Raw genomic sequence first — 19,959 nt, forward strand, 5'->3', positions numbered from 1 at the left:
TGTTCCTTCCGCTTGTCCGATGATGTACCCGCGCTCATCCGGCCGGCAGCGTGGCGTACAGGTCGACGCCGCACCCGTCCGGATCGGCCACCGTGGCATAGCGCATGCCCCAGAAGGCGTCGAACGGCTCGGCGATCCCCCGGTACCCGGCCCCGGTGAGCTCGCGGTACTTGGCGTCCACCCCGGCCGGAGTCTCGAACTCGAAGCACAGCAGCGTGCGCGGCCCGCCGGACGGCCTGCTCCAGCCCGGCAGGAACGGCGTGCGAAAACCCTCGGTGTCGAGCATCACGTGCAACCCGTTCGGCAGGTCACAGCCGGCGTGCTCCGGCGAGTACTCGTCGATCTTGAACTCCAGCCCGAGCCGGCCGTAGAAGGCGATCGAGGCCCGCAGATCGGACACCACGATGTCGATGATGTTGAGCGTCGGATGCATGACGCGCACTCCCGATGTTCTCCCGGGGGGCCCGTGGACCGGGCCCCTTCACCAGCACGACGATCGGCGGGACCCTCAATACGACACCTGCGGTACGCGCCCTGCACCGACACCGTCAAGGCGGTGCTGGACTCCGGGCGCATCGGGGAGATCGTGTCGGTCCTGCACCTCGAACCCGTGGGCTTCTGGCACCAGGCGCACTCCTACGTGCGCGGCAACTGGCGCCGCGCGGACCGGTCGGCGTTCATGCCGCCGGCCAAGTCGTCCCACGACCTCGGCTGGCTGCAGTACGTCGTGGGCCGCCGCGTCCGGCGGGCTCCAGCGCTTCCGCCCGGCCAACCGTCCGGAAGGGGCCGCCGCGAGATGCCTGGACTGCGCCGTGGAGCCGCAATGCCCCTATCCGGCCCCGCGGCTGTACGTCGGCCGGCTGCGCGAAGGGCGGCACGGGTGGCCGCTGAGCGTGGTCACGCCCACCTTCACCTGACTCAAGGGGCGGACGGCACTGAGGAAGGGCCCGTGGGTGAGGGGGCGGTGCCTCACTTGCCGGGGCCGGCGTGATCGGCTGCCAGTTCGATCAGTTTCCGGCGCATGATCTTGCCGGTGGACGTCTGGGGCAGCGCCGGGACGAACTGGATGGAACGGGGAAGCTTGTAGGCGGCGAGCCTGCCGCGGCAGTACGCGATCAGTTCCTCGGGGGTGGCCGTGGCGCCGCCGGACGGGACGATGTAGGCGCGGGCCGTCTCTCCCTTGACCTCGTCGGGGATCGGCCCGACCGCGACCATCGCCACGGCCGGGTGTGCGGCCAGGACGCGTTCGATCTCGGCGGGGTAGACGTTGTAGCCCGCAGTGATGATCATGTCCTTGCGGCGGTCGACGATGAAGAGATGGCCGGTGCCGTCCTGGTAGGCGATGTCGCCGGTGCGCAGCCAGCCGTCCTGGTCGATCGCCTCCGCCGTGGCCGCGTCGTCGCCGAAGTACCCGAGCATGACCAGCGGACCCCGCACGAGCAGTTCTCCCGGTGTCCCTGACGGTGCGGTGCGGGAGGCGTCGTCCAGGTCGCCGATCCGCACGTCGATGCCGGGCAGGGCCACGCCGATCGAGCCGGGGCAGGGCTCCGCGCCGGCCCAATGCGTCGTCCCCAGGCCGGACAGTTCGGTCATGCCCCACAACTCGATCAGCGGGGCGCCGCTGACCTGCTGCCAGCGCTCGATGGTGGAGCGGGCGATGGTCTGCCCGCCGACGGTGCAGCGCGTCAGCGAGCTCAGATCGGTGGCGGCGAGCCGTTCGTGGGCCAGCAGCATCGCGTACATCGCCGGCACGCCCTCGAACATGGTCACCCGGTGCCTGGCGATGAGCTCCAGCACGGTCCGCGCGTCGAAGCGTTCCAGCAGCACGACCGTCCCGCCGGATAGGAACGTGCTGTTGATCGCCACGTTGCCGTAGACATGCGGGGCGGGCAGCGCCGTGAGGAGCGTGTCCGCCGCGGTTCTGCGGTGCATGCGGGCGGTCAGCTCGCAGTTCATCAGCACCGCCCGCTGTGACTGGACGGCACCCTTGGGATGCCCCGTGGTGCCCGAGGTGTAGCCGATCGTGGACGGCTGCTCCCGGCGCACCCGCACGGGCTCCGGCGGCGCCGTCGTGGCGAGACAGCCGGCGAAGGCTTCGGCACCGGGAGGCGGGTCGTCGAAGCAGATCACGCTGCGCAGCGAGCCGACCGCGTCGAGCACCCCGCCCAGGGCGGCGAGTTCGTCGCGTGAGGCGAACAGCGCCACCGCCTGACAGTCGCGCAGGACGTGGCGCACCTCGTCCGCGGTGAGCATCACGTTGATCGGGTTCACCACCGCGCCGGCCTTGAGCACGGCGTGATAGGCCACGACCCACTCCCACCGGTTGTGCGCGTACAGCGAGACGCGGTCGCCGGGCCGGATGCCGCGCTCGGCCAGCGCCGCGGCGACGGACGCGGACATATGGTCCAGCTCGGCGTAGGTCAGTTCACGCATCGCCGTCACCAGCGCGCTCTTGTGCGGGAACAACGCCGCGCTGTGCGGCAGGATCTCACCCGGCCCGTTCATCGCAGCCATCCTTGTCCAGGAATAGAAGGTCGGTAGGTGGTCACTCAGACGGCGTCGGGCCTCTTGTTCAGGGTGACCGTCTGCCAGTTGGTGTACTCCATCAGCCCATGCAGCGAGTTCTCACAGCCGATGCCGGACTGCTTGTGCCCGCCGAAGGCCTGGGCGGGGGAGTACTGGTGCACCTCGTTGAGCCACACGGTGCCCGCCTCGATCTGCCGCCCGATGCGCTCGACGGCCTCCAGGTCCTTGCCCCACACGCTGGCGCCCAGGCCGAACGCGGTGTCGTTGGCGCGCGCGATCACATCGGCCTCGTCGCTCCAGCGCACCAACGGCAGGATGGGGCCGAACGGCTCCTCGCGCATCAGCCGTGAGTCCTCCGGCGGGTCGTCCACCAGGGTCACCGGGACGAACCAGCCTCGGGCGGACTCGTCGATCTGGCCGCCGAGAGCGAAGGTGTACCCGTTGCGGGCGCAGTCGTCGAAGTACTCCTTGACCTTCTCGAACTGGGGCCGGTTCTGGATCGGGCCGAGGTCGGTGCCCGGGTCGGCGCCGTCGCCCACCGTGATCGTGCGGGCGTAGTCGACGAGCGCGTCGCGGACCTGCTCGTAGACGTCGGCATGGATGTACAGGCGCTTGGCGGCGTTGCAGAACTGCGCGTTGTTCTGGAAGGCCGCCCAGAACAGCTGCGGCGCGATCTTGGCCGGGTCCACGTCCGGCAGCACGATCGCCGGGTCGTTGCCGCCGAGCTCCAGGGTGATCCGCTTGAGGTTGCCGGCCGCCGAACGCATGACGTGCTTGCCGGTCTCGGTGTTCCCGGTGAAGGCGATCTTGTCAATTCCGGGGTGCGCGGTGAGCTGCTTGCCCAGGTCGTCGTCGCCCGACAGCACGCTGAACACGCCGGGGGGCAGCAGGTCCTGGACCAGTTCGGCGAGCTTGAGGGTACACAGCGGGGTGAACGGCGAGGGCTTGACGATGACGCAGTTGCCGGCCACGAGCGCGGGGGCGATCTTCCACACCGCGAGCAGGATGGGGAAGTTCCACGGTGTGATGCCGCCGACCACGCCGAGGGGCGGGTAGCGGGTGATCACGCGCCGGTCGGCGGTGTCTTCGATGACCTCCTCCGGAAGGGACTGAGCGGCGATCGCGCGCAGCCACGCGACCGACCCCAAGACCTCCCACGTGGCGCCGCTGCCGGGCTTGCCCTGCTCGCGGGTCAGCAGCGTCATGAACTCCCCGGCGTGTGCCTCCAGCCGGTCGCCGATGGCGCTCACGATCGCCTGCCGCCGAGGGAGCGGGGTGGCCGCCCACGAGGGGAAGGCCGCCCGCGCCGCTTCCACGGCCTCGTCGAGCTGCTCCGGGCCGGCGACCGGAACCTCTGCGATGATCTCGCCGGTCGCGGGATTGACCACGGCCGACGTGGTCACCGACCGCTCCGGCTTCCCGTTGATGGTCAGGACGTAGTCGCCGTCGAACTGGATGGACGGCCCGCCGTCGCTCATGTCGGCCTCCCGTGTGTCGTTGCCGTTGGCCGTCATCGTGGGCCACGACCGGGGCCGGTAACTGTCGCGATCCGCAACAGGGGTCAGTCGAGACCGAGCTCCCTGAGCCGCCGATACAGCGTGGTCCGGGCGATTCCCAGCGCCGCGGCGGCGTGAACCTTGTTGCCGCGGCAGCGATCCAGGACGGACCTGATGGTGTCGAACTCCGCCTGCTCAAGCGCGGACAGCCGCCGCCGGGGGTAGCGGAAGGTGGTGGGCAGGTCCAGCTCGGTGATCACTCCCGCGTCGGTACGCCGGGCGAGCTCGGCCATCACGGCCGACAGTTCCGCGAGGTTGCCGGGCCAGGCGGAGCGGCTCAGGGCATCCAGGGCCGCGGGGGTGAGGTGGGCCGTGCCGCCGTGGCGTTTCAGCAGCGCACGGGCCAGCGCGGGGATGTCGTGGCGGCGCGAGCGCAGCGGGGTGGTCTCCCAGCGGGAGGTGCATCGCGCGGCCGGGCCGATCCGTTCGCCGGTCAGCTCTTCGACCGGACCGCTGGTGAGGGCGTACCAGCCGGTCGTGCCGTCCAGGAGATGAGCGAGCTTCGCCGCCGTGGGGTCGTCGAGCAGGTGGATGCCGTCGATGACGACGAGGTGGTCGCGGCCGCGACGCAGTGCCGCCGTCATACCGGCGGCCGGCAGGCAGGCGGCGTCGAGGACGGTGCTGGGGTGATCTCCGGCCAGCGCGTGCGCCGCGTACGTGCGGCCGCTGCCCGGCTCGCCGTGGATCAGCAGCCTGCTGCGCCGCCGGCGGAACGGCTCAAGCTGATCCGCGATGCTCTCGGCCGCGCGTGCGCGGGGTACGGCCGGCGGTGCCGGCCCGGCGTCGGTGGCTTCGAACAGCACTGCCCGCCGGGTGCCCGGCAGCACCGAGAACCGGGCACGGACCGGACTCCCGGCGCGGCCGGGGAGCAGGCAGACGCCGTCCTCGCCGGTCAGGTCCCGGCCGAGCGCCCGCACGACGGCGGGGTCGAACAGCTCGATCGCCGACCGGCTGGCCAGCGTGATCCCGTCGCCCAGAACGATGACGGGAGCGCCGGTGCGGGCGGTGCGAGCGCGGTAGGCGGCCAGCATGACCTGGTCGGAGAGCCTGCTTCCCTCCATCAGCCGCTGCTCGATGCCGCGTACGGCCTGGGCGAGGAAGGGTTCGAGCAGGCCGGTGGCATCCCGCGCCAGCCCCGTCACGTCGAGCACTCCCTCCAGCCGGCCGGTCACCGGATGGATGACGGGGTGGCCGTAACAGCAGAACCCCTTCAGCCGCTCGAGAAAATGCTCGGTGCCGACCACCGAGACCCCGCGGCGGAGCTCGAACGCGGTCGCCAGCGCGTTGGTTCCGGTGATGTCTTCGGTGTAGCGGCATCCGGGCACCGCGAGCACCTCATCCAGCGCGTCCGCCAGGCGCGTGTCGCCGAGCCGCCGATCCACGATGCGGGCCTCGCCGTCGGCGAGCAGCACGCTGAAGCGGGTGTCGCGCAGATGCCCGGCGACGGCGTCGAGCACCGGCTTCGCGGCCACCATCAGCCTGCTGCCGGAGTCGACCTCCTCCAGCCCTCCCTCGGCCACGCCAGAACCGGGATCGAGACCGCTCAACGCCGCCCGCCGCCAGGAGCGGGCGATGTCCGGGCGAAGGCGGGCGGCGTTGATGTCGGTCACGAGCCGCCTACTCCCTGACCAGCGGGAGCGTCGCGCAGTGCAGACCGCCGGGGAAGCGGGTGACTTCCGCGAACTCCACCGGTACGGGCGTGATGCCGTGCCGGGACAGCTCGGCCTCGAGCCGCTCGTGCCCGGCCTGGATGATGAGCCGGTCGGGTCCGAGCGCGACCGTGTTGACCGCGAGCGCCCGTACCTCCTGCGGGGTCACGGTGATCAGCTTGAAGCGGTCGCGGAGGTGGCCGAGGCTCTCGGCGTCGAACGCGGCGGGGCTGACGAGGCCGACGTCGGGTGAGGCGAGGGTGAAGTGCACGTCCAGGTGAACCACGCCCCGGTGGGTGAAGCGCATCGGCACCACGTCGCGCGACAGGCCCGCCGCGGCCATGGCCCGGCGCAGCGCCTCGACCCCCTCCTCGTCGGTACTGTCGCCGATCCCGACCAGCACCTCGGAGGGGGTGACCAGCACGTCGCCGCCCTCGATGAAGCCGGCGTCCAGCGCGCGCACCTTGGACATGCGCGAGTGCAGGCTCAGCAACGCCGACTGCTCCCGCCGGCGGGTGGGGGTGGCCGGGCGGGCCAGGAAGAAGACGTCGTCGATGGCGAAGCCCATGTCCCGGGTGTACATCTGGACGGCGCAGCCGACGGGGTCCGCCCAGCGGACGGTCACGTCATGCTCCTCCAGTACCGCGACGAGCCCGGCGTGCTGCTTGGCCGCGATCGCGGGGTCGGGGGCCTCGATGGAGTAGCGGGCGAGCATCTCGTTGAGGAGGTCCTCGTCGCCGTCGTGGCCGTCGGCCAGCGCCTCGCGGTAGAGGTCCTCCAGGGTGAACGCCTTGGAGGGGCCCACGATCACGTCCCGGAGCAGGCCGACGTCGCTGGTGACACTGATTTCGATCATTGTGTCCTCTTCGTTGTGGAGGTGATGGTGTGGAGGCGGTGATAGAGCTCGCCCCAGCCCGGGTTCCGCCGGACGAGGTCGTCGAGCAGGTTCGCGTCGAAGCGGCCGGCGCCGGCCAGCGCGAGGCACCGCCAGAACGAGGGCTCCCGGTTGCCCGCGCCGAAGGCCCGCTGGGCCAGGTCGAGATCGGCCAGGATCGGCTCCGGCTCGCCGCCCGCGAGCATGGCGTCGATGGCCGAGCGCATCAGGCGGTCGCCGCGCCAGAGCCCGAGCAGGCGCTCCAGCTCGGCCAGCGGGTCGGGGTGGTCATCGACGCGCAGGTCGAGCAGGACACCGCCCTCCGGCGTCGCGTCCACGACACACAGGCTCGCGGCCTGCCCGCCGCGCACGTCGCCACCCGCCTTCCCGGCCGCGCGCAGGGCGGTCAGCAGCCGGTCGGCCAGCTCGCCCGACGTGCCGGCGAACCGGTCGGCCATGAGGTCCCACAGCCCGTCGGCGGCGAGCATGTTGCCCTGGGCCACGACGCCGGCGCCGGCCCGCCATCCCGCGTGGGCCACGCAACCGCCGCCGGTGTGCCCGGCGGTGCGGCCGTGGACGTCCACGAGGCCGATCTGGCGCAGCGCGGCACTCTCGTCATCGGTCATGGCGAGCTTCAGCGCCGCCTCCGGCGTCAGGCCGCTGGCCAGCAGCTCCGGCAGCCGCCGGCCGTACCGCCGGTCGGTGAGCGCCTGGGCGACGCCGGCGCCCACGCCCGGACGGGCCCACGGCACCACCGCGCCGACCGCGAGGGAGTGCGAGGCCACCGCGACGCCCATCCGGCCGGTACGCGCGCAGCGTGCGGCCAAGGAGAAGGTCATGACCCGCCCATGACGCCGGGCTCGTGCGGCGAGCCATGGTAGTGGATCATCTTCCAGTCGCCGTCGCGCCGGTGGTAGACCTCGGTGGCGCGGTAACTCTGGTCGAGGTCGCCGCCCGCCTCCCCGCCACGCGGCCCGAAGTCGACGGTCAGCCGGCACAGGTAGCTGACCACGGCCAGATCCCCGCCGACGGTGATCCGCTCGTCCCACGCCCGCGAGACGACCTTCTGGGGTACGGCCTCGCCCGCCATCGCGATCAACCGCTTCCACAGCTCGGCGATGCCGTCGAGGCCGAAGAAGTTGCTGCCCAGCGTGTTCCACATGATGAAGTCGTCACCGGCCAGATGGGCGCGCAGCCAGCCGATATCGCCGGTGCCGTTGGCCGTCACCCAGCCGTCGTGCAGTTCGCGGACGCGCCGCTCGTCGTCGTTCATGTCACTCTCCTTTGGTGGGTCCCTCAGTGGCCGAGGCGGCGGATCGCCTGGGCGGGGCAGGCCTCGATCGCCTCCCCGGTCGCCGCCTCCAGCTCCGCCGGGACGTCCTCCCGCGTCGCCACGGCGTAGCCGAAGTCGTCAAGGTCGAAGACCTGAGGCGCGATCTCCACGCACAGCGCGTAGGCGGCGCATTTGGTGCCGTCGACGTTCACACGCATCTGTCAGTCCTCCTCGGGTTCGGGTGGGTGCACCCGGAAGCGGGTGTCGGCGCCCACCGGCAGCCGGGCGCAGCGCGCGCATGGCCCGGCCAGGTGGTGCCGGATCTCCTCCGGGAAGTGGCGGAGCAGGCTGTCCGCGGTCAGGCAGGCGGCGTCGAGGGTGCCGCAGGCGCCGCGGCCACGCAGCCGCCGCGCCCACTGCTCCAGCCGGTCCACCTGCTCGGGGACCGCCGTGCCCGCGCGCAGCGCCTCCGCGGCCCCGGCCATGGCGCTCGTGCCCTTGAAGCAGCTTCCGCACTGGCCGGCGTTGGCCCTGTCGAAGAAGGCCAGCACGTCGGCGGCGGCCGCCACCGGGCAGTCGTCGCGCCCGATGGCCACCAGGGCGCCGCAGCCGAGTGTGCTGCCGATCGCGCGCATGGCCTCGTGGGTCAGGGGCGTGTCCCCGGCCGAGGGCGGCAGCAGGCCGCCGGAGAAGCCCCCGGCCAGGAAGCCCCGGCAGGCGTCGAAGCCGAAGCGGGCGGCCAGCTCGGCCGGCCGTACCCCATGAGGGACCTCCGTCAGCACCGGCGCGCCACCCGAGCCCGAGAGCGTCACCAGCAGGCCGCCGCGCCGGAACCGGGTCAGCAACGCCATCCTGGCCAGCGACTCGACGTTGAGCACCAGCGTGGGACGGCCGGCGACGCCCTGTTCGTGAGGACGGGGCGGCTTGGCCGTGGGCTTGGCGGGGCCGCCGTCGATCGCGCGCACGAGCGCGGTCTCCTCGCCGCTGACGTAGCCGGACTCGGCGTCGAAGACGTCGATCGAGCTGGAGCGGCGTTCGGACAGTGCCTGCCGGATCGAACGGGCCGACGGCGCGTCGGAGGCGTACAGGATGGCGCGGTCGGCGCCGGTCAGGCGCGCGGCGAGGAGCATGCCCTCCAGCACCAGGTGGGGCCGCGTCCGCATGAGGTAGCGGTCCTTGACGCTGGCCGGCTCGCCTTCCTCCCCGTTGGCGACGAGCGCGCGCGGGCCTTCCGCGGCACGGACCGCTTCGATCTTCGTGGCGACCGGGAACCCGGCTCCGCCCCGTCCGCGCAGTCCGGCCGCGCTGATCGCGGCCAGGACGGCCTCCGGCGAGTGACGTAGCGCGCTGTCGCCGTCCGAGGCGAGGTGGCGGGCGTAGTCCTCCTTGACGTTGCCCCGTACGGCCACGCCGCCTCCGGGCGGCACGGCCACGAGGGCCTGGGTGCGCATCGTTCACGACCTCCTGACGGGCAGGCGTTCGAAGGTGCGCAGCGCGCCGGTCGGCGTCGCGCGCACCGGCGTGCCGGGGCCGAGTTCGAAGGACGGCCAGGCGGTCATGAGCGCGTTCAGCGCGACCTGCGCCTCCAGGCGGGCCAGCGGCGCGCCCAGGCAGTGGTGCATCCCCATCCCGAACGCCAGGTGCCTGCCCTCCGCACGGGTGATCAGGAAGCGTTCCGGGTCGGGGAACACGGCCGGGTCCCGGTTGGCCGCCGCGCCCAGCAGGACGACCGCGGCCCCGGCCGGGATCGTGACCCCGTCCAGCTCGATCGGCGCGCGGGTCACCTTGAGCCCGAACTGGAAGGACGGCTCGAACCTGAGCACCTCCTCGACGGCGCCGGTCAGCAGCGACGGCGTGGCCCGCAGCAGGCCGAGCTGGCCCGGATGCCCGAGCAGCACGTGCACGGCGTTGGCGATGAGCGCGGTGGTCGTCTCGTGCCCGGCGTTGAACAGCAACAGGGCGGTCGAGACCACCTCCTGCGGCGTCATGACCGCGGTGAGCGCGGTCAGCAGATCGTCGCGTGGCTCTCTCCTGCGCCGCTCGACCAGGTCGAGGAAGTATCCGGTCGACTCGGCCAGCGACCGCGCGGCCGCCTCCAGAGCCTCGGGCGGCACGACCGGCGCCAGCGTGCGCCCGGTGGTCTCGGACCTGCGCACGCAGGCGGCGCGGTCCTCCTCCGGCACGCCGAGCAGCTCGCCGATGAGCGCGGTCGTCAGCGGCAGGGCGAACTCCGACACCACCTCCAGGCAGGTACCGGCCGCCTTCACCAGCTCGGCCGCCTTCGCCTCCAGCCGGGGCCGCAGCGCGTGCACGGAGGCGGGCGTGAACGCCCGCTGGAACAACTGCCGCAGCCGCCGGTGCTCGGGGTCGTCCATGAAGACGAACATCGAGCGCTGCCAGCGGGCCACCGGCCCGTCCACCCCGTCGAGGTGCCGGCGGGCCCACTCCCGGTAGTCCGGCCGGGCCGCCGGATCGCTGGTGGCGCGCGGGTCGAGCAGCAAGGCCCGCACGTCCGCGTACCGGCTGACCAGCCAGAGGCCCTCGCGCACCCGATGAACCGGCGCGCGCTCACGCAGCTCCCGGTAGAGCGGATGGGGGTCGGGGACGATCAGTTCCTCGATGGTGTAGGTCATGGCCTGGCCCTTCCGAGTGACTCCACCAGGCCGGGCAGCTGGTCGGGCGGGTTGACCAGGCCGAGCGCGACCTCGTCGATCCCGGTCGCGGCCAGCCGGGCCAGCGCAGCGGGGAGCGTGCCCGGCGTGGCGACCAGCGCCAGCTCGGTCACGGCGGCGGTGGTCAGCAGTTCGGCCATCGGCACCCGCCCCGCCTGGGCGTCGGCCAGCGCGGCGGGGTCGAACAGGCCGGGCGCGCTCACCCCGAACCCGGACGGGCCGAACCCCGCCAGGATCGGCGTGAGCATCGCCGCGGCGCTCTCCTCGTCGGGGCCGATCGAGCCGAGCACGGTGGCCGAGATCCGGAAGTCCGCCCGCTCGCGCCCGGCCTCGGCCAGCGTCTTGACCACCGAGGAGACGGAGGCGGCCAGGTAGTCCAGCGAGGCCCCGGCGGTCAGCGAGACGCCGTCGGCGACCCGCCCCGCCAGATCCAGCATGCGCGGCCGGACGGCGAGCAGGTCGATGACGGGCGCCACCGGCGGCGCGGCGATGGCGCAGCCGGCGAAGCGGTGCCCGGCCAGCTCCCCGTCGACGCTCTCCCCGGCCAGCAGCCGCCGCAGCACGCCGACCAGCTCTCCGGCGACGCGCAGACCCCGGCGGTGGTCGCCGCCGAGCATGCCCGCCAGCAGGGCGTCGCCGAGTCCGACCTGGACCCGGACACGTCCCGGGGCGAGTGCGGCCAGCGAGGCCAGCTCCATCGCCAGCAGAGCGGGATGCCGGGCGATCGGAGCGGGCCCGGTCAGGCCCACCTCAAGGCGGCCGGTGCGGGCGAGCACCGCGGCCGCGGGCACCACGGCGTCGGTGAAGCCGAGGTGCTCGCACATCCACACGCCGTCCAGCCCGGCCGCCTCCGCGGCGGCGGCCGCGCGCAGCGTGGGCGGCAGCGGCCCGAACCCGCTGAAGCTGAGGCTCAATCGCATGGTGTACTCCTTCGGCTAGCGGATCGCGGTGATCCGGGTGACGGTGAAGGCGGCGCCGGCCATGCACAGCGCGGCGGCGGCGTAGAGGCCGGTGAATCCGGCGCCGGACAACATCACGGCGCCGAGTGCCGGTCCCGCCAGGCTGGGAAAGGTGTTGGCGCTCTGCAGCACGCCCAGGTGGCGGGCGCGCTCGCCGGCGCGGGGAAGGACGTCGGCGGCGACGGCGAGGTCCATGGTCGAGTAGACGCCGAAGGCCAGCCCGGTGACGGCGGCGACGACGAGGACGCCCGTCCACGTCGGCCAGGCCAGGTTGGCCACCGAGCACACGCTGAGCACGAGCCCGGCGCCGACGACGAACGCCTTCCTGCGCATCAGCCGGTCGGAGACGATGCCGGCGACCACCCCGGAGACCACGGCCATCAGGGAGTACACGGACGTGGAGACGGCTATGTACTCGGCCACCACGGCCGGTCCGGCGCCGGGACCGAGCACGTCCTGCACCCAGTAGAGGCCGAAGCCGAGCGAGAGCGCCAGCCCGAGGAAGACCAGGAACCGGGTCAGCCACATCCAGCCGAGGTCGGGGTCCCGGCGCGGGCTGAGCCGGACACCGGCCAGCCACTCCTGCCAGTCCCACGGGCGGACCGCCTCCGAGCTGCTGGACGGCTCGCGGACGGTGACCAGCAGCAGAAGTCCGCCGCCCAGCATCAGTACGCCGAGCACCAGGTAGGCACCGGGCACGTCGCCACCCAGCAGGCTGAACACCCAGGCGCCGAAGACGGGGGAGACGGCGCCGGCCACGCCGAACACCGCGGAGATCTCGCCCCGCTGCCCGCGCGGCACCTGGTCGGAGACGAGGGCGAGCGAGCTGGCGATCACGCCACCGATACCGACCTGGAGCACGCCGAAGGCCAGGATCAGCGCCGGGACGCTGGTCGCCGCGGCCAGAGCGGCCAGCCCGAGGGCCCCGGTCGCCGCGCCGGCCAGCGCCCAGGCACGGCGCCTGCCGTACCGGGATCGGGTGCGGTCGGAGGCCATGCCGACCAGCGGGGCGGCGACGATGCCGGCCAGGCCGCCGAAGGAGGAGACCAGCGCCAGCGTGCCCGCCTTGGGCTCGCCGCCCAGCTCGGCGGCCTGCAGCGGCAGCAGGATCTGCGCGGGTGTGAGCAGCGCCGCCAGCACGCCGAAGGAACTGGCGGCGAGGCCCAGCCGGAAGCTCACGCCCACGCGTACCTCGGCGGTGGTCATGAGCGTCCGCCCCTTACGTCCCGGGCGAAGACGCGGCCCTCGACGGCGTGCTCGGGCGCCATCGCGGAGCCGTCCCTCATCGCCGGCTCCAGAAGCTCGCGATCAGGGCGGCGGTCAGTTCGGGCGCCTCGGCCATGGGGAGGTGACCGGCGCCCGGCACGGTGTGCTGCCCGGTGCCCAGCGCCGCCGCCGTCTTCGCGGCGGCCTCGTGCGGGCAGGTCCTGTCGTGCTCGCCGCGCGCCACGAGAACGGGGCAGCCCACCCCGGCCGCCGCCGGCCGGAAGTCGGCGGTGAACCCCGCTTCCAGCAGCCGGGCGACGGTTGCCGGAGAGTTGGCGGCGGCCACCCGGTTGGCCTCGGCCACCAAGCCGGGATCGGCGCCGGGGGCGAAGGTCCACTCGGGGGCGATCGCGGCGAAGAAGCCCGTGACCCCGGCGCCGGCCAGCAGGTCCAGGGCCGGTTTCACGGTCTCGGGAGCGGGGTCCAGCGCGGTGCCGAACATCGTGACCGTGGCGGCCCTGCCGGGGTGTGCGGCGGCCACGGCCAGGGCGAGGCCGCCGCCGTACGAGGAGCCGACGAGGTGGGCCCTCGGCCAGCCGAGCCGGTTGATGACGGCGAGCACGTCGGCCGTCTGGCGCTCGACCTCGAAGGAACCCTCGTGGGTGGAGCCGCCGTGCCCCCGCAGGTCCATGGCGGCCAGGGCGCGGTCGCGTGGCAGCAGGCCGGACACGGCGGTCCACACGTCGGCCGAGCTGTTGAGCCCGTGCAGGAACAGCGCGGGCGTGGCGGTGCCGCCCCGCCGTACCACGACGGCCAGCCGGCCGCCGGGCACCGTGACGATCACCGCCCCGTCTCCAGCGGCACGTAGTCGAGGACGTTGCGCTGGAAGGCCTGAATGCCGCGCTCGTAGCGGTAGGCGATCGGGCCGACGGAGAAGCGCGGCGACCTGATGCCCACCTGCACGGCCTCGCAGCAGAACACGTCCTCCTCGATCAGGTCGTAGGTACGCTCCTTGCGCAGGATCCGCCTGGTCAGGCCGTCCACGGCCGCCTTCAGCGCCGCCATGGCGAGCCTGCCTTTCTGGCCGGGCAGGAAACGGGTGCGCATCTCGAACGTGGTGGTCTCGGGGCCGGTGGGGATCACCTCGATGCTCGACCACCAGACGGCCGAGGACAGGACGAACAGGTTGGGGAAGAACAGGCCGAACGCGGAGCCGTACCAGCGGGGTTCGGCGGCGATCGGCTTGAGGCCCGCCTGGGCCTCCATGGGCGTCAACCGGCCCGGTTTCAGCGGCGGCTCGTAGAAGAACCAGTGCCGGTCCCCGCAGGCGTACTGTTCCTGGCGTTTGTGGTCGTAGCCGACGAGCGTGTCCTTGTGTACGTAGCCCAGGTGGTAGTTGTCCAGGGCGTTCTCCATGAACACCTTCCAGTTGGCCTTGATGTGGAACTGCTGCGGGGCGACCACCTCGGCGAGCTGGAGCGGGTCGTAGGGCGGCATGCGGTCGGGCAGGTCGGCCAGCCAGTCGGTCAGCGGCTCCGGTTCGGGATCCGGGTGGACGAACACCAGCCCGCGCCAGATCGCCACGGAGGCCGGGTGCAGGCCGAGCTTGGAACGGTCGAGGTGAGGGTCGACCTCATTGCGCTGGGTGACGGCCAGCAGGCAGCCGTCGAGCCCATAGGTCCAGTTGTGGTAGGGGCAGACGATCCGCTTGTCCGCCACCCCGCTGCCGGACAGGACGGCGGTGCCGCGGTGACGGCACACGTTGTGGAAGGCGCGCAGCTCACCGTCCTTGCCGCGCACCACGACCAGCGGGTGCCGCCCCACCTGGATCGACCGATAGGAACCCGGCGCCTTGAGGTCGTCGGTGGTGCCGGCGTAGCGCCAGGTGCGGCTGAAGAGCTGCAGTTGCTCCCGTTCGTACCAGTCGGCGTTGAAGTACGCACTCGGCGGGAGGAGCTGCGTCGCTGTCTCCGTCACTGCCTTCACCTCTTTCTTGTACGCCTGGACAATTTCTATTACTGGACGTATGTTCAAAAACAACTCATGGGACTGGACCTCAGCCGAACAGGCGGTCCAGCTGCCGGTCGATCAGGCGCTCGGCCATGGCCGGCGGCAGACCGCCGGGATCGGCGCACCCGTGCAGCGCGAGCCCGTCGACCAGCGCCCAGAGCGCCGCCGCCTCCTCGCCCGGATCCCTGCCGGCCGGGATCTCGCCCTCGGCCCGCGCCTGGGCGATGGCCGCCGCCAGGTCGGCGCGGGCCGTGGAGTACAGCGCGGCCTGCACCCTGCGCAGGGCCGGGTTGCCCACCGCCCTGCCGCAGTAGACCTGGTAGATCCTGATCTCCGCGATGCGCTCGTCGTCCAGCGGAAGCAGTTCGAGCAGGCAGCGGCGCAGGCGGTCCTTGACCGGGCCGCCCGCCTCCCAGACGTTCTGGAGCCGCTCCACCAGGCGCGCGCCGAGGAACTCGAAGGTCAGCAGCAGCATCTCGTCCTTCGCCGGGAAATAGCGCCGCACCAGCCCGACGGAGACCCCGGCCTCCGCGGCGACCTCGGCCACCGTGGGCCCTTCCATCCCCCGGGCCGCGATGACCCGCATCGTGGCCTCCACCACCTGGCGGCGGCGCTGTGCGTGATCGGCGACTCTCGGCATGAAATAAGTGTATGGCAATATTTTTATTCTGTCGACCCTCATCCGGTCCCGAGGGCGATCACGGTCAGTGGTGGTGTGGTGGGCTGCCGGGAGCCGCCCCGGGGTTCCAGGGTGATGCCCAGTTTGTCCCCCGCGTGGACCGGTCCGGCCAGCACCGGCACGGGACGCCGGGGCATCAGTCCCGCCGGCCTGATCGCGTCCGGGCCGATGAGCCACACCTGGTAGTCGTGGGCGGGCGGCGGCGCGGGCATGCCCGCCGTGACGAGCACCACCGACGCCCTGGCGGGGGAGTAGATCGCCGTGACGGTCGCGGCGCCGACGCGGGTGGACACCGGGCGGGCGTCGGGTGCGGCCAGCAGGGCCGCGATCCGGTCGGCCTGGGCGCGTTCCCCGGTCAGCAGGCCGTTGGTGCGTACGAGCAGCACTCCCAGCACCAGCGCGGCCGCCACCAGGAGCGCGGCGGCGGCCCGTCCGGCGAGCAGCCGCGCGTGCGGGCGGCCGGGCCGGCCCACCGCGGCGGGGACGATCGGAGCGGCTTGGCGGACGGCGCCGATCTCCTCCAGCACCCGGGCCTTGAGAGCGGACGGAGGCTCGTGCCGGACGGCCGCGGCCATCCGGGCCGTCGTCTCGCACAGCCCCCGGGTCTCCTCGGCGCAGCCGGGGCAGCGGGCCAGATGGCGTTCGAACTCGCGGGCCTGCTCGGCGGGCAGCGCGTTGAGCGCGTAGGCGCCCGACAGCGTGTGGGTGTTCTCCTTCACGTCGCCACCCCCAGGCAGTCGCGCAGCCGGATGAGCCCGTCGCGCATGCGTGTCTTGATCGTGCCGAGTGGAGTGGCCAGCAACTGGGCCACCTCGGGGTAGGAATGGCCGCCGTAGAAGGCCAGCGTCACGGCCTGGTGCTGCAGGTCGGTCAGGCCGTCGAGGCAGCGCCGTACCCGCTCGCGTTCGAGCCGGTCCTCGACCGCCTCGGCGACGGTGTCGTAGTCGCCTCCGGCCGCCTCGCGCCGTCCCGCCGCGGCCTCACGGTCGGCTCCTGCCTGGGCGGAGCGGACCCGGTCGACCGCGCGCCGGTGGGCGATGGTCGTCATCCACGCCATCGCGCCGCCGCGTGAGCCGTCGTATCGGGGAGCCTGCCGCCAGATCTCCAGCAGCACCTCCTGCACGACCTCCTCGCTCTGGCCGCGATCGCGTACGACGCGGAGCACGAGCCCGTACAGCACGCCCGCGACCTGGTCATAGAGCCGGGCGAAGGCGTCACGGTCACCTCGGCCGCTCTGGCGCAGCAGTTCCTGCACCGTGGGTGCCGTCCCGGGACCTGTGCGGTGCTGATCGGGGTCGTTCCGCTCGCGGCTGTTGGTCACGTCCCTGTATTCGGAGCGGCGCCGTTCACGGATTGGGCGGTGCCCGACCAAGCCGGTCGGTGGCCGGCTCCGAATACCCGCCGTGAGACGAGAACAACGCCACGTCATCCGCGCAGCTCGCGCCGGGCTGCTGAGCGTGGCCGCCGCACTGGCGGTCGCGGAGCTCGTCGCGCGCTTCACCGGCGGGCAGAGCTCGCCGGTGGTGACGATCGGGTCGGCCGCGATCGATCTGGCGCCGGCGCCGGTCAAGGAGTTCGCGGTACGCACGTTCGGGACCGCGGACAAGGCCGTGCTGGTGGGCGGCATCCTGCTGGTCCTGATGGCCATCTCGGCGGGACTGGGCATCCTGGCCGCCCACCGGCGCGGCCTCGCGGTGACGGCCGTCGCCGCACTCGGCGTCCTGGGCGCGCTCGCGGCGGCGACCCGGCCCGCGATGGTCGCGACGGATCTGCTGCCCGCCCTGGCCGCGGTCCTGGCCGGGACGTTCACCCTCACCGCGCTGACCCGCCCGGCGGCCGGGGAGACGGCGGGACGGCGGCGAGTCCTCCGGGCAGGGCTCGGCGTGGTCGCGCTGGCGAGCCTGGGCGGGCTGGCCACGCGCCTGCTGCCCGCCGAACCGCTCCGTGCCCGTTTCACCCTGCCCAGACCCGCGAGCCCCGCCGGGCCTCTGCCACCCGGGACCGATCTGCGCATCCCCGGGCTGACCCCCTTCACCACGCCGAAGGCCGGCTTCTACCGCGTCGACACCGCCCTGTCCGTCCCCCGGCTCGACGCCGCCACCTGGACCCTGCGCGTGCTCGGCACATCGACGATCGAGCTCACCATGGCGGACGTCCTCGGGCGAGGACTGATCGAACGCGACATCACCCTCACCTGCGTCTCCAACGAGGTCGGCGGCCCCTACGCGGGCCATGCCCGCTGGCTGGGCCTGCCGCTCGCCACCCTGCTGCGCGAGGCCGGCATCCCGGCCGGCGCCGACCAGTTGCTCAGCCGCTCGGCCGACGGATGGACCGCGGGCACCCCGCTCGCCGCGATCCTGGACGGCCGCGACGCCATGCTGGCCGTCGGCATGAACGGCGAGCCGCTCCCGGCCGAGCGCGGCCACCCCGCCCGCCTCGTCGTTCCCGGCCTGTACGGCTACGTCTCCGCCACCAAATGGGTGGTGGAGCTGCACCTGACCCGCTACGACCGGCGGCGGGCCTACTGGACCGAGCGCGGCTGGGCCACCGACGCGCCGATCAAGACCGCCTCCAGGATCGACGTACCCGTCCCGCTCGCCACCCTCCGCGCGGGCCCGGTGACGGTGGCCGGCGTCGCCTGGGCCCAGCACCGCGGCGTCGCCGCCGTCGAGGTCCGCGTCGGCGAGAACCCCTGGCAGCGGGTACGGCTGGCCGCCACGCCCAGCGCCGACACCTGGGTCCAGTGGAGCTGGACCTGGCAGGCGGCCCCAGGCACCCACACCCTCCAGGTCCGCGCGACCGACACCACCGGCCGCACCCAGCCGCCCTCCCGGGTCCCGCCCTTCCCGGACGGCGCCACGGGCCGGCACTCGATCGTGGTCACCGTCGTGTGACCGCCTGCCCCTCACCGCAACAAGTCCTTTCACCCAGGAGATGAACCCCATGAAGTACTCCGGCATCCTCGCCGCCTCGGCCACCGCCCTGATCGTGGCCACCGGCTGCGGCGCCACCGATGCGGCCGCGCCCGGCGCGCCCGCCGCCACCATGGCCACCACCCAGCCCGCCCCGGCCACCAGCTCCGCCATGGCCGACGGGCCGTTCGGCGCGGCCTGCTCGGCCGTACCGGCTGATGGGGAGGGCAGTTTCACCGGCATGGCCGACGACCCGGTCGCCACCGCGGCCTCGAACAACCCGGTCCTGTCCACGCTGGTCACGGCGGTCAAGAAGGCGGGCCTGGTCGACACCCTCAATTCGGCCAAGGACATCACCGTCTTCGCGCCCACCAACGACGCCTTCGCCGCCATCCCGAAGGCCACCCTGGACAAGGTCCTGGCCGACAAGGAGACCCTGACCAAGATCCTCACCTACCACGTCGTGGCCGGGAAGAACGCGCCGGCCGACCTCGCCGGCGCCGAGCTCGCCACCTTGCAGGGCGGCAAGCTGATGACCAAGGGCTCGGACGAGACCTACACGGTCAACGACGCCAAGGTCGTCTGCGGCAACGTTCCCACCGCCAACGCCACCGTCTACATCATCGACAAGGTCCTCATGCCCAAGTAGACGCGGGTCGGCCTGTGGGAGGGCCACGCCGGGCGGCGCCAGGCGTGGCCCTCTCACGCGAAGAGCCGGTCCTCCGGTTGCCTGGAAGGTGACCGGTGGTCCAGGTGCTCGGCGGTGACCTCTTCGATGCGCTGAACACGCTGATCGCCTACGTGCTCGGCACGGCGATCGGCGAAGCGGGCCGGCCGGGCGGTGCTTCGGCGATCTGTTCGACGGCCGGATGTGGTGGGCCCGCCTTCAGATGACGCCGGACTCCTCGGGGGCCGGGTCCTGCTGAGGTGCGGACAGCGGGCCCAGGAGCTGCGCGGTCAGGATCTCGCCCGGTGTTCCCTCCGCGGCAAGACGTCCCCGGTCGAGCAGGAGGCAGTGGTCCGCGCGCCTCGCCATGCGCAGGTCGTGGGTGGCATGGATCACCGTGGTTCCGCCGGCGCGCACCTCGTCGAGTACGCCGGAGATGTGCTGCCGGGCCTCCGCGTCAAGCCCTGTCGCGGGCTCGTCGAGCAGCAGGAGATCGGGCTCCTGTGCCAGCCCCTGAGCCAGGAGCGCGCGCTGCCTCTGCCCGCCCGACAGCGCGCCCAGCCGGCGACCCGCCAGTTCCTGGATCCCCAGCCGGGCCATGCATGCGTCGACCACCGCCCAGTCCCGCCGTGACAGCGGCCGCCACGCGCCACGACGCGCCCACCGGCCCATGGCCACCGTCTGCCGGACCGTGATGGGCAGGGTGTCGGACGCCTCGCTGCGCTGAACCACGTAGCCGGGACGCCTGCCGCCGTCCCGCGACACCGTTCCCGACAGCGGCCTGACGACTCCGGCCAGTACGGCCAGCAGCGTCGACTTGCCGGAACCGTTCGGCCCCACCACGGCGGTGACGCCCGGCCCCGGGAAGCGGGCGTCGAGGCCGTGCAGGACCGTCCGCCTGCCGTACCCCGCGCTGAGACCACTGATCACGACGGTCACCGGACACCTCCGAGTTGAACTTGATAATGGTTTTCAT

General features: G+C 72.8%; 21 protein-coding genes. 3 read left to right on the forward strand and 18 right to left on the reverse strand.

Going from position 1 to position 19,959, the window contains the following annotated elements:
* Window positions 1-34: 34 nt before the first annotated feature.
* The 17 genes from ACIBKY_RS37605 to sigK form a co-directional block, all read right to left on the reverse strand.
* Entirely contained in the window at window positions 35-433 is a 399-nt protein-coding gene (locus tag ACIBKY_RS37605; protein ID WP_397104444.1) for a VOC family protein, read from the reverse strand.
* Between the two features lie 536 nt (window positions 434-969).
* Complete coding sequence (locus ACIBKY_RS37610; RefSeq protein WP_397104446.1) at window positions 970-2,505, reverse strand: class I adenylate-forming enzyme family protein; 1,536 nt, start codon at window positions 2,503-2,505, stop codon at window positions 970-972.
* 44 nt (window positions 2,506-2,549) lie between these two features.
* Window positions 2,550-4,040, reverse strand: a complete 1,491-nt coding sequence (locus ACIBKY_RS37615) for an aldehyde dehydrogenase family protein (RefSeq protein ID WP_397104448.1) — start codon at window positions 4,038-4,040, stop codon at window positions 2,550-2,552.
* Between the two features lie 47 nt (window positions 4,041-4,087).
* On the reverse strand, window positions 4,088-5,692 hold the full coding sequence (locus ACIBKY_RS37620) for a sigma-54-dependent Fis family transcriptional regulator (protein ID WP_397104450.1): 1,605 nt from the start codon (window positions 5,690-5,692) through the stop codon (window positions 4,088-4,090).
* Window positions 5,693-5,699: 7 nt separating this feature from the next.
* Window positions 5,700-6,587: a dimethylarginine dimethylaminohydrolase family protein gene (locus tag ACIBKY_RS37625; RefSeq protein WP_397104452.1), complete on the reverse strand. Its 888-nt coding sequence runs from the start codon at window positions 6,585-6,587 to the stop codon at window positions 5,700-5,702.
* Window positions 6,584-7,444 (reverse strand): DUF1028 domain-containing protein, encoded by an 861-nt coding sequence (locus tag ACIBKY_RS37630; protein ID WP_397104454.1) that lies wholly within the window; start codon window positions 7,442-7,444, stop codon window positions 6,584-6,586. Before ACIBKY_RS37630 ends, ACIBKY_RS37625 begins: the two co-directional genes overlap by 4 nt.
* Window positions 7,441-7,878, reverse strand: coding sequence for a YybH family protein (locus ACIBKY_RS37635; RefSeq protein WP_397104456.1), 438 nt, complete (start codon window positions 7,876-7,878; stop codon window positions 7,441-7,443). Before ACIBKY_RS37635 ends, ACIBKY_RS37630 begins: the two co-directional genes overlap by 4 nt.
* A 23-nt stretch (window positions 7,879-7,901) precedes the next feature.
* Window positions 7,902-8,096: a ferredoxin gene (locus tag ACIBKY_RS37640; RefSeq protein WP_397104458.1), complete on the reverse strand. Its 195-nt coding sequence runs from the start codon at window positions 8,094-8,096 to the stop codon at window positions 7,902-7,904.
* Between the two features lie 3 nt (window positions 8,097-8,099).
* Complete coding sequence (locus ACIBKY_RS37645; RefSeq protein ID WP_397104460.1) at window positions 8,100-9,329, reverse strand: NADH-ubiquinone oxidoreductase-F iron-sulfur binding region domain-containing protein; 1,230 nt, start codon at window positions 9,327-9,329, stop codon at window positions 8,100-8,102.
* A gap of 3 nt (window positions 9,330-9,332) precedes the next feature.
* The gene (locus tag ACIBKY_RS37650; RefSeq protein ID WP_397104462.1) at window positions 9,333-10,511 is read right to left on the reverse strand and encodes a cytochrome P450; all 1,179 of its coding nucleotides are present in this window, start codon (window positions 10,509-10,511) and stop codon (window positions 9,333-9,335) included.
* Window positions 10,508-11,470 carry an LLM class flavin-dependent oxidoreductase gene (locus ACIBKY_RS37655; RefSeq protein ID WP_397104464.1) on the reverse strand — a complete coding sequence of 321 codons (963 nt, stop codon included), beginning with the start codon at window positions 11,468-11,470 and terminating at the stop codon, window positions 10,508-10,510. The genes ACIBKY_RS37650 and ACIBKY_RS37655 overlap by 4 nt, the downstream gene beginning before the upstream one ends.
* Window positions 11,471-11,485: 15 nt before the next feature.
* Window positions 11,486-12,715 carry an MFS transporter gene (locus tag ACIBKY_RS37660; RefSeq protein ID WP_397104465.1) on the reverse strand — a complete coding sequence of 410 codons (1,230 nt, stop codon included), beginning with the start codon at window positions 12,713-12,715 and terminating at the stop codon, window positions 11,486-11,488.
* A gap of 76 nt (window positions 12,716-12,791) precedes the next feature.
* The gene (locus tag ACIBKY_RS37665) at window positions 12,792-13,559 is read right to left on the reverse strand and encodes an alpha/beta fold hydrolase (RefSeq protein ID WP_397104466.1); all 768 of its coding nucleotides are present in this window, start codon (window positions 13,557-13,559) and stop codon (window positions 12,792-12,794) included.
* Entirely contained in the window at window positions 13,556-14,692 is a 1,137-nt protein-coding gene (locus ACIBKY_RS37670; protein ID WP_397104468.1) for an aromatic ring-hydroxylating dioxygenase subunit alpha, read from the reverse strand. The genes ACIBKY_RS37665 and ACIBKY_RS37670 overlap by 4 nt, the downstream gene beginning before the upstream one ends.
* A gap of 79 nt (window positions 14,693-14,771) precedes the next feature.
* Window positions 14,772-15,365, reverse strand: coding sequence for a TetR/AcrR family transcriptional regulator (locus tag ACIBKY_RS37675; RefSeq protein WP_397104470.1), 594 nt, complete (start codon window positions 15,363-15,365; stop codon window positions 14,772-14,774).
* Between the two features lie 38 nt (window positions 15,366-15,403).
* A complete protein-coding gene (locus ACIBKY_RS37680) occupies window positions 15,404-16,123 on the reverse strand; it encodes an anti-sigma factor domain-containing protein (protein WP_397104472.1) in 720 nt (239 codons plus the stop codon).
* Complete coding sequence (gene sigK, locus ACIBKY_RS37685) at window positions 16,120-16,725, reverse strand: ECF RNA polymerase sigma factor SigK (protein ID WP_397104474.1); 606 nt, start codon at window positions 16,723-16,725, stop codon at window positions 16,120-16,122. The genes ACIBKY_RS37680 and sigK overlap by 4 nt, the downstream gene beginning before the upstream one ends.
* Window positions 16,726-16,807: 82 nt before the next feature.
* Between sigK and ACIBKY_RS37690 the strand changes: the two genes are divergently transcribed.
* From ACIBKY_RS37690 to ACIBKY_RS37700, 3 genes are all read left to right on the forward strand, one after another.
* The gene (locus tag ACIBKY_RS37690; RefSeq protein WP_397104476.1) at window positions 16,808-18,298 is read left to right on the forward strand and encodes a molybdopterin-dependent oxidoreductase; all 1,491 of its coding nucleotides are present in this window, start codon (window positions 16,808-16,810) and stop codon (window positions 18,296-18,298) included.
* 49 nt (window positions 18,299-18,347) lie between these two features.
* On the forward strand, window positions 18,348-18,965 hold the full coding sequence (locus ACIBKY_RS37695) for a fasciclin domain-containing protein (protein ID WP_397104478.1): 618 nt from the start codon (window positions 18,348-18,350) through the stop codon (window positions 18,963-18,965).
* A gap of 95 nt (window positions 18,966-19,060) precedes the next feature.
* Window positions 19,061-19,210, forward strand: a complete 150-nt coding sequence (locus tag ACIBKY_RS37700; protein ID WP_397104480.1) for a hypothetical protein — start codon at window positions 19,061-19,063, stop codon at window positions 19,208-19,210.
* Here the strand turns inward: ACIBKY_RS37700 and aztA are convergent.
* Window positions 19,203-19,922 (reverse strand): zinc ABC transporter ATP-binding protein AztA, encoded by a 720-nt coding sequence (aztA, locus tag ACIBKY_RS37705; protein WP_397104482.1) that lies wholly within the window; start codon window positions 19,920-19,922, stop codon window positions 19,203-19,205. The two genes, ACIBKY_RS37700 and aztA, sit on opposite strands and share 8 nt — an antisense overlap.
* Window positions 19,923-19,959 lie beyond the last annotated feature (37 nt).

This window comes from Nonomuraea sp. NPDC050394 (assembly GCF_044459065.1).
Classification (GTDB): domain Bacteria; phylum Actinomycetota; class Actinomycetes; order Streptosporangiales; family Streptosporangiaceae; genus Nonomuraea.

Bases quoted from the DNA above. Each gene is read 5' to 3' on its own strand.
- ACIBKY_RS37640 (WP_397104458.1), bottom strand. From the start codon at position 8,096: ATGCGTGTGAACGTCGACGGCACCAAATGCGCCGCCTACGCGCTGTGC.
- ACIBKY_RS37605 (WP_397104444.1), bottom strand. From the start codon at position 433: ATGCATCCGACGCTCAACATCATCGACATCGTGGTGTCCGATCTGCGG.
- ACIBKY_RS37655 (WP_397104464.1), bottom strand. From the start codon at position 11,470: ATGCGATTGAGCCTCAGCTTCAGCGGGTTCGGGCCGCTGCCGCCCACG.
- ACIBKY_RS37635 (WP_397104456.1), bottom strand. From the start codon at position 7,878: ATGAACGACGACGAGCGGCGCGTCCGCGAACTGCACGACGGCTGGGTG.
- ACIBKY_RS37660 (WP_397104465.1), bottom strand. From the start codon at position 12,715: ATGACCACCGCCGAGGTACGCGTGGGCGTGAGCTTCCGGCTGGGCCTC.
- ACIBKY_RS37630 (WP_397104454.1), bottom strand. From the start codon at position 7,444: ATGACCTTCTCCTTGGCCGCACGCTGCGCGCGTACCGGCCGGATGGGC.
- ACIBKY_RS37615 (WP_397104448.1), bottom strand. From the start codon at position 4,040: ATGACGGCCAACGGCAACGACACACGGGAGGCCGACATGAGCGACGGC.
- ACIBKY_RS37610 (WP_397104446.1), bottom strand. From the start codon at position 2,505: ATGAACGGGCCGGGTGAGATCCTGCCGCACAGCGCGGCGTTGTTCCCG.
- ACIBKY_RS37675 (WP_397104470.1), bottom strand. From the start codon at position 15,365: ATGCCGAGAGTCGCCGATCACGCACAGCGCCGCCGCCAGGTGGTGGAG.
- ACIBKY_RS37695 (WP_397104478.1), top strand. From the start codon at position 18,348: ATGAAGTACTCCGGCATCCTCGCCGCCTCGGCCACCGCCCTGATCGTG.
- ACIBKY_RS37650 (WP_397104462.1), bottom strand. From the start codon at position 10,511: ATGACCTACACCATCGAGGAACTGATCGTCCCCGACCCCCATCCGCTC.
- ACIBKY_RS37625 (WP_397104452.1), bottom strand. From the start codon at position 6,587: ATGATCGAAATCAGTGTCACCAGCGACGTCGGCCTGCTCCGGGACGTG.
- ACIBKY_RS37645 (WP_397104460.1), bottom strand. From the start codon at position 9,329: ATGCGCACCCAGGCCCTCGTGGCCGTGCCGCCCGGAGGCGGCGTGGCC.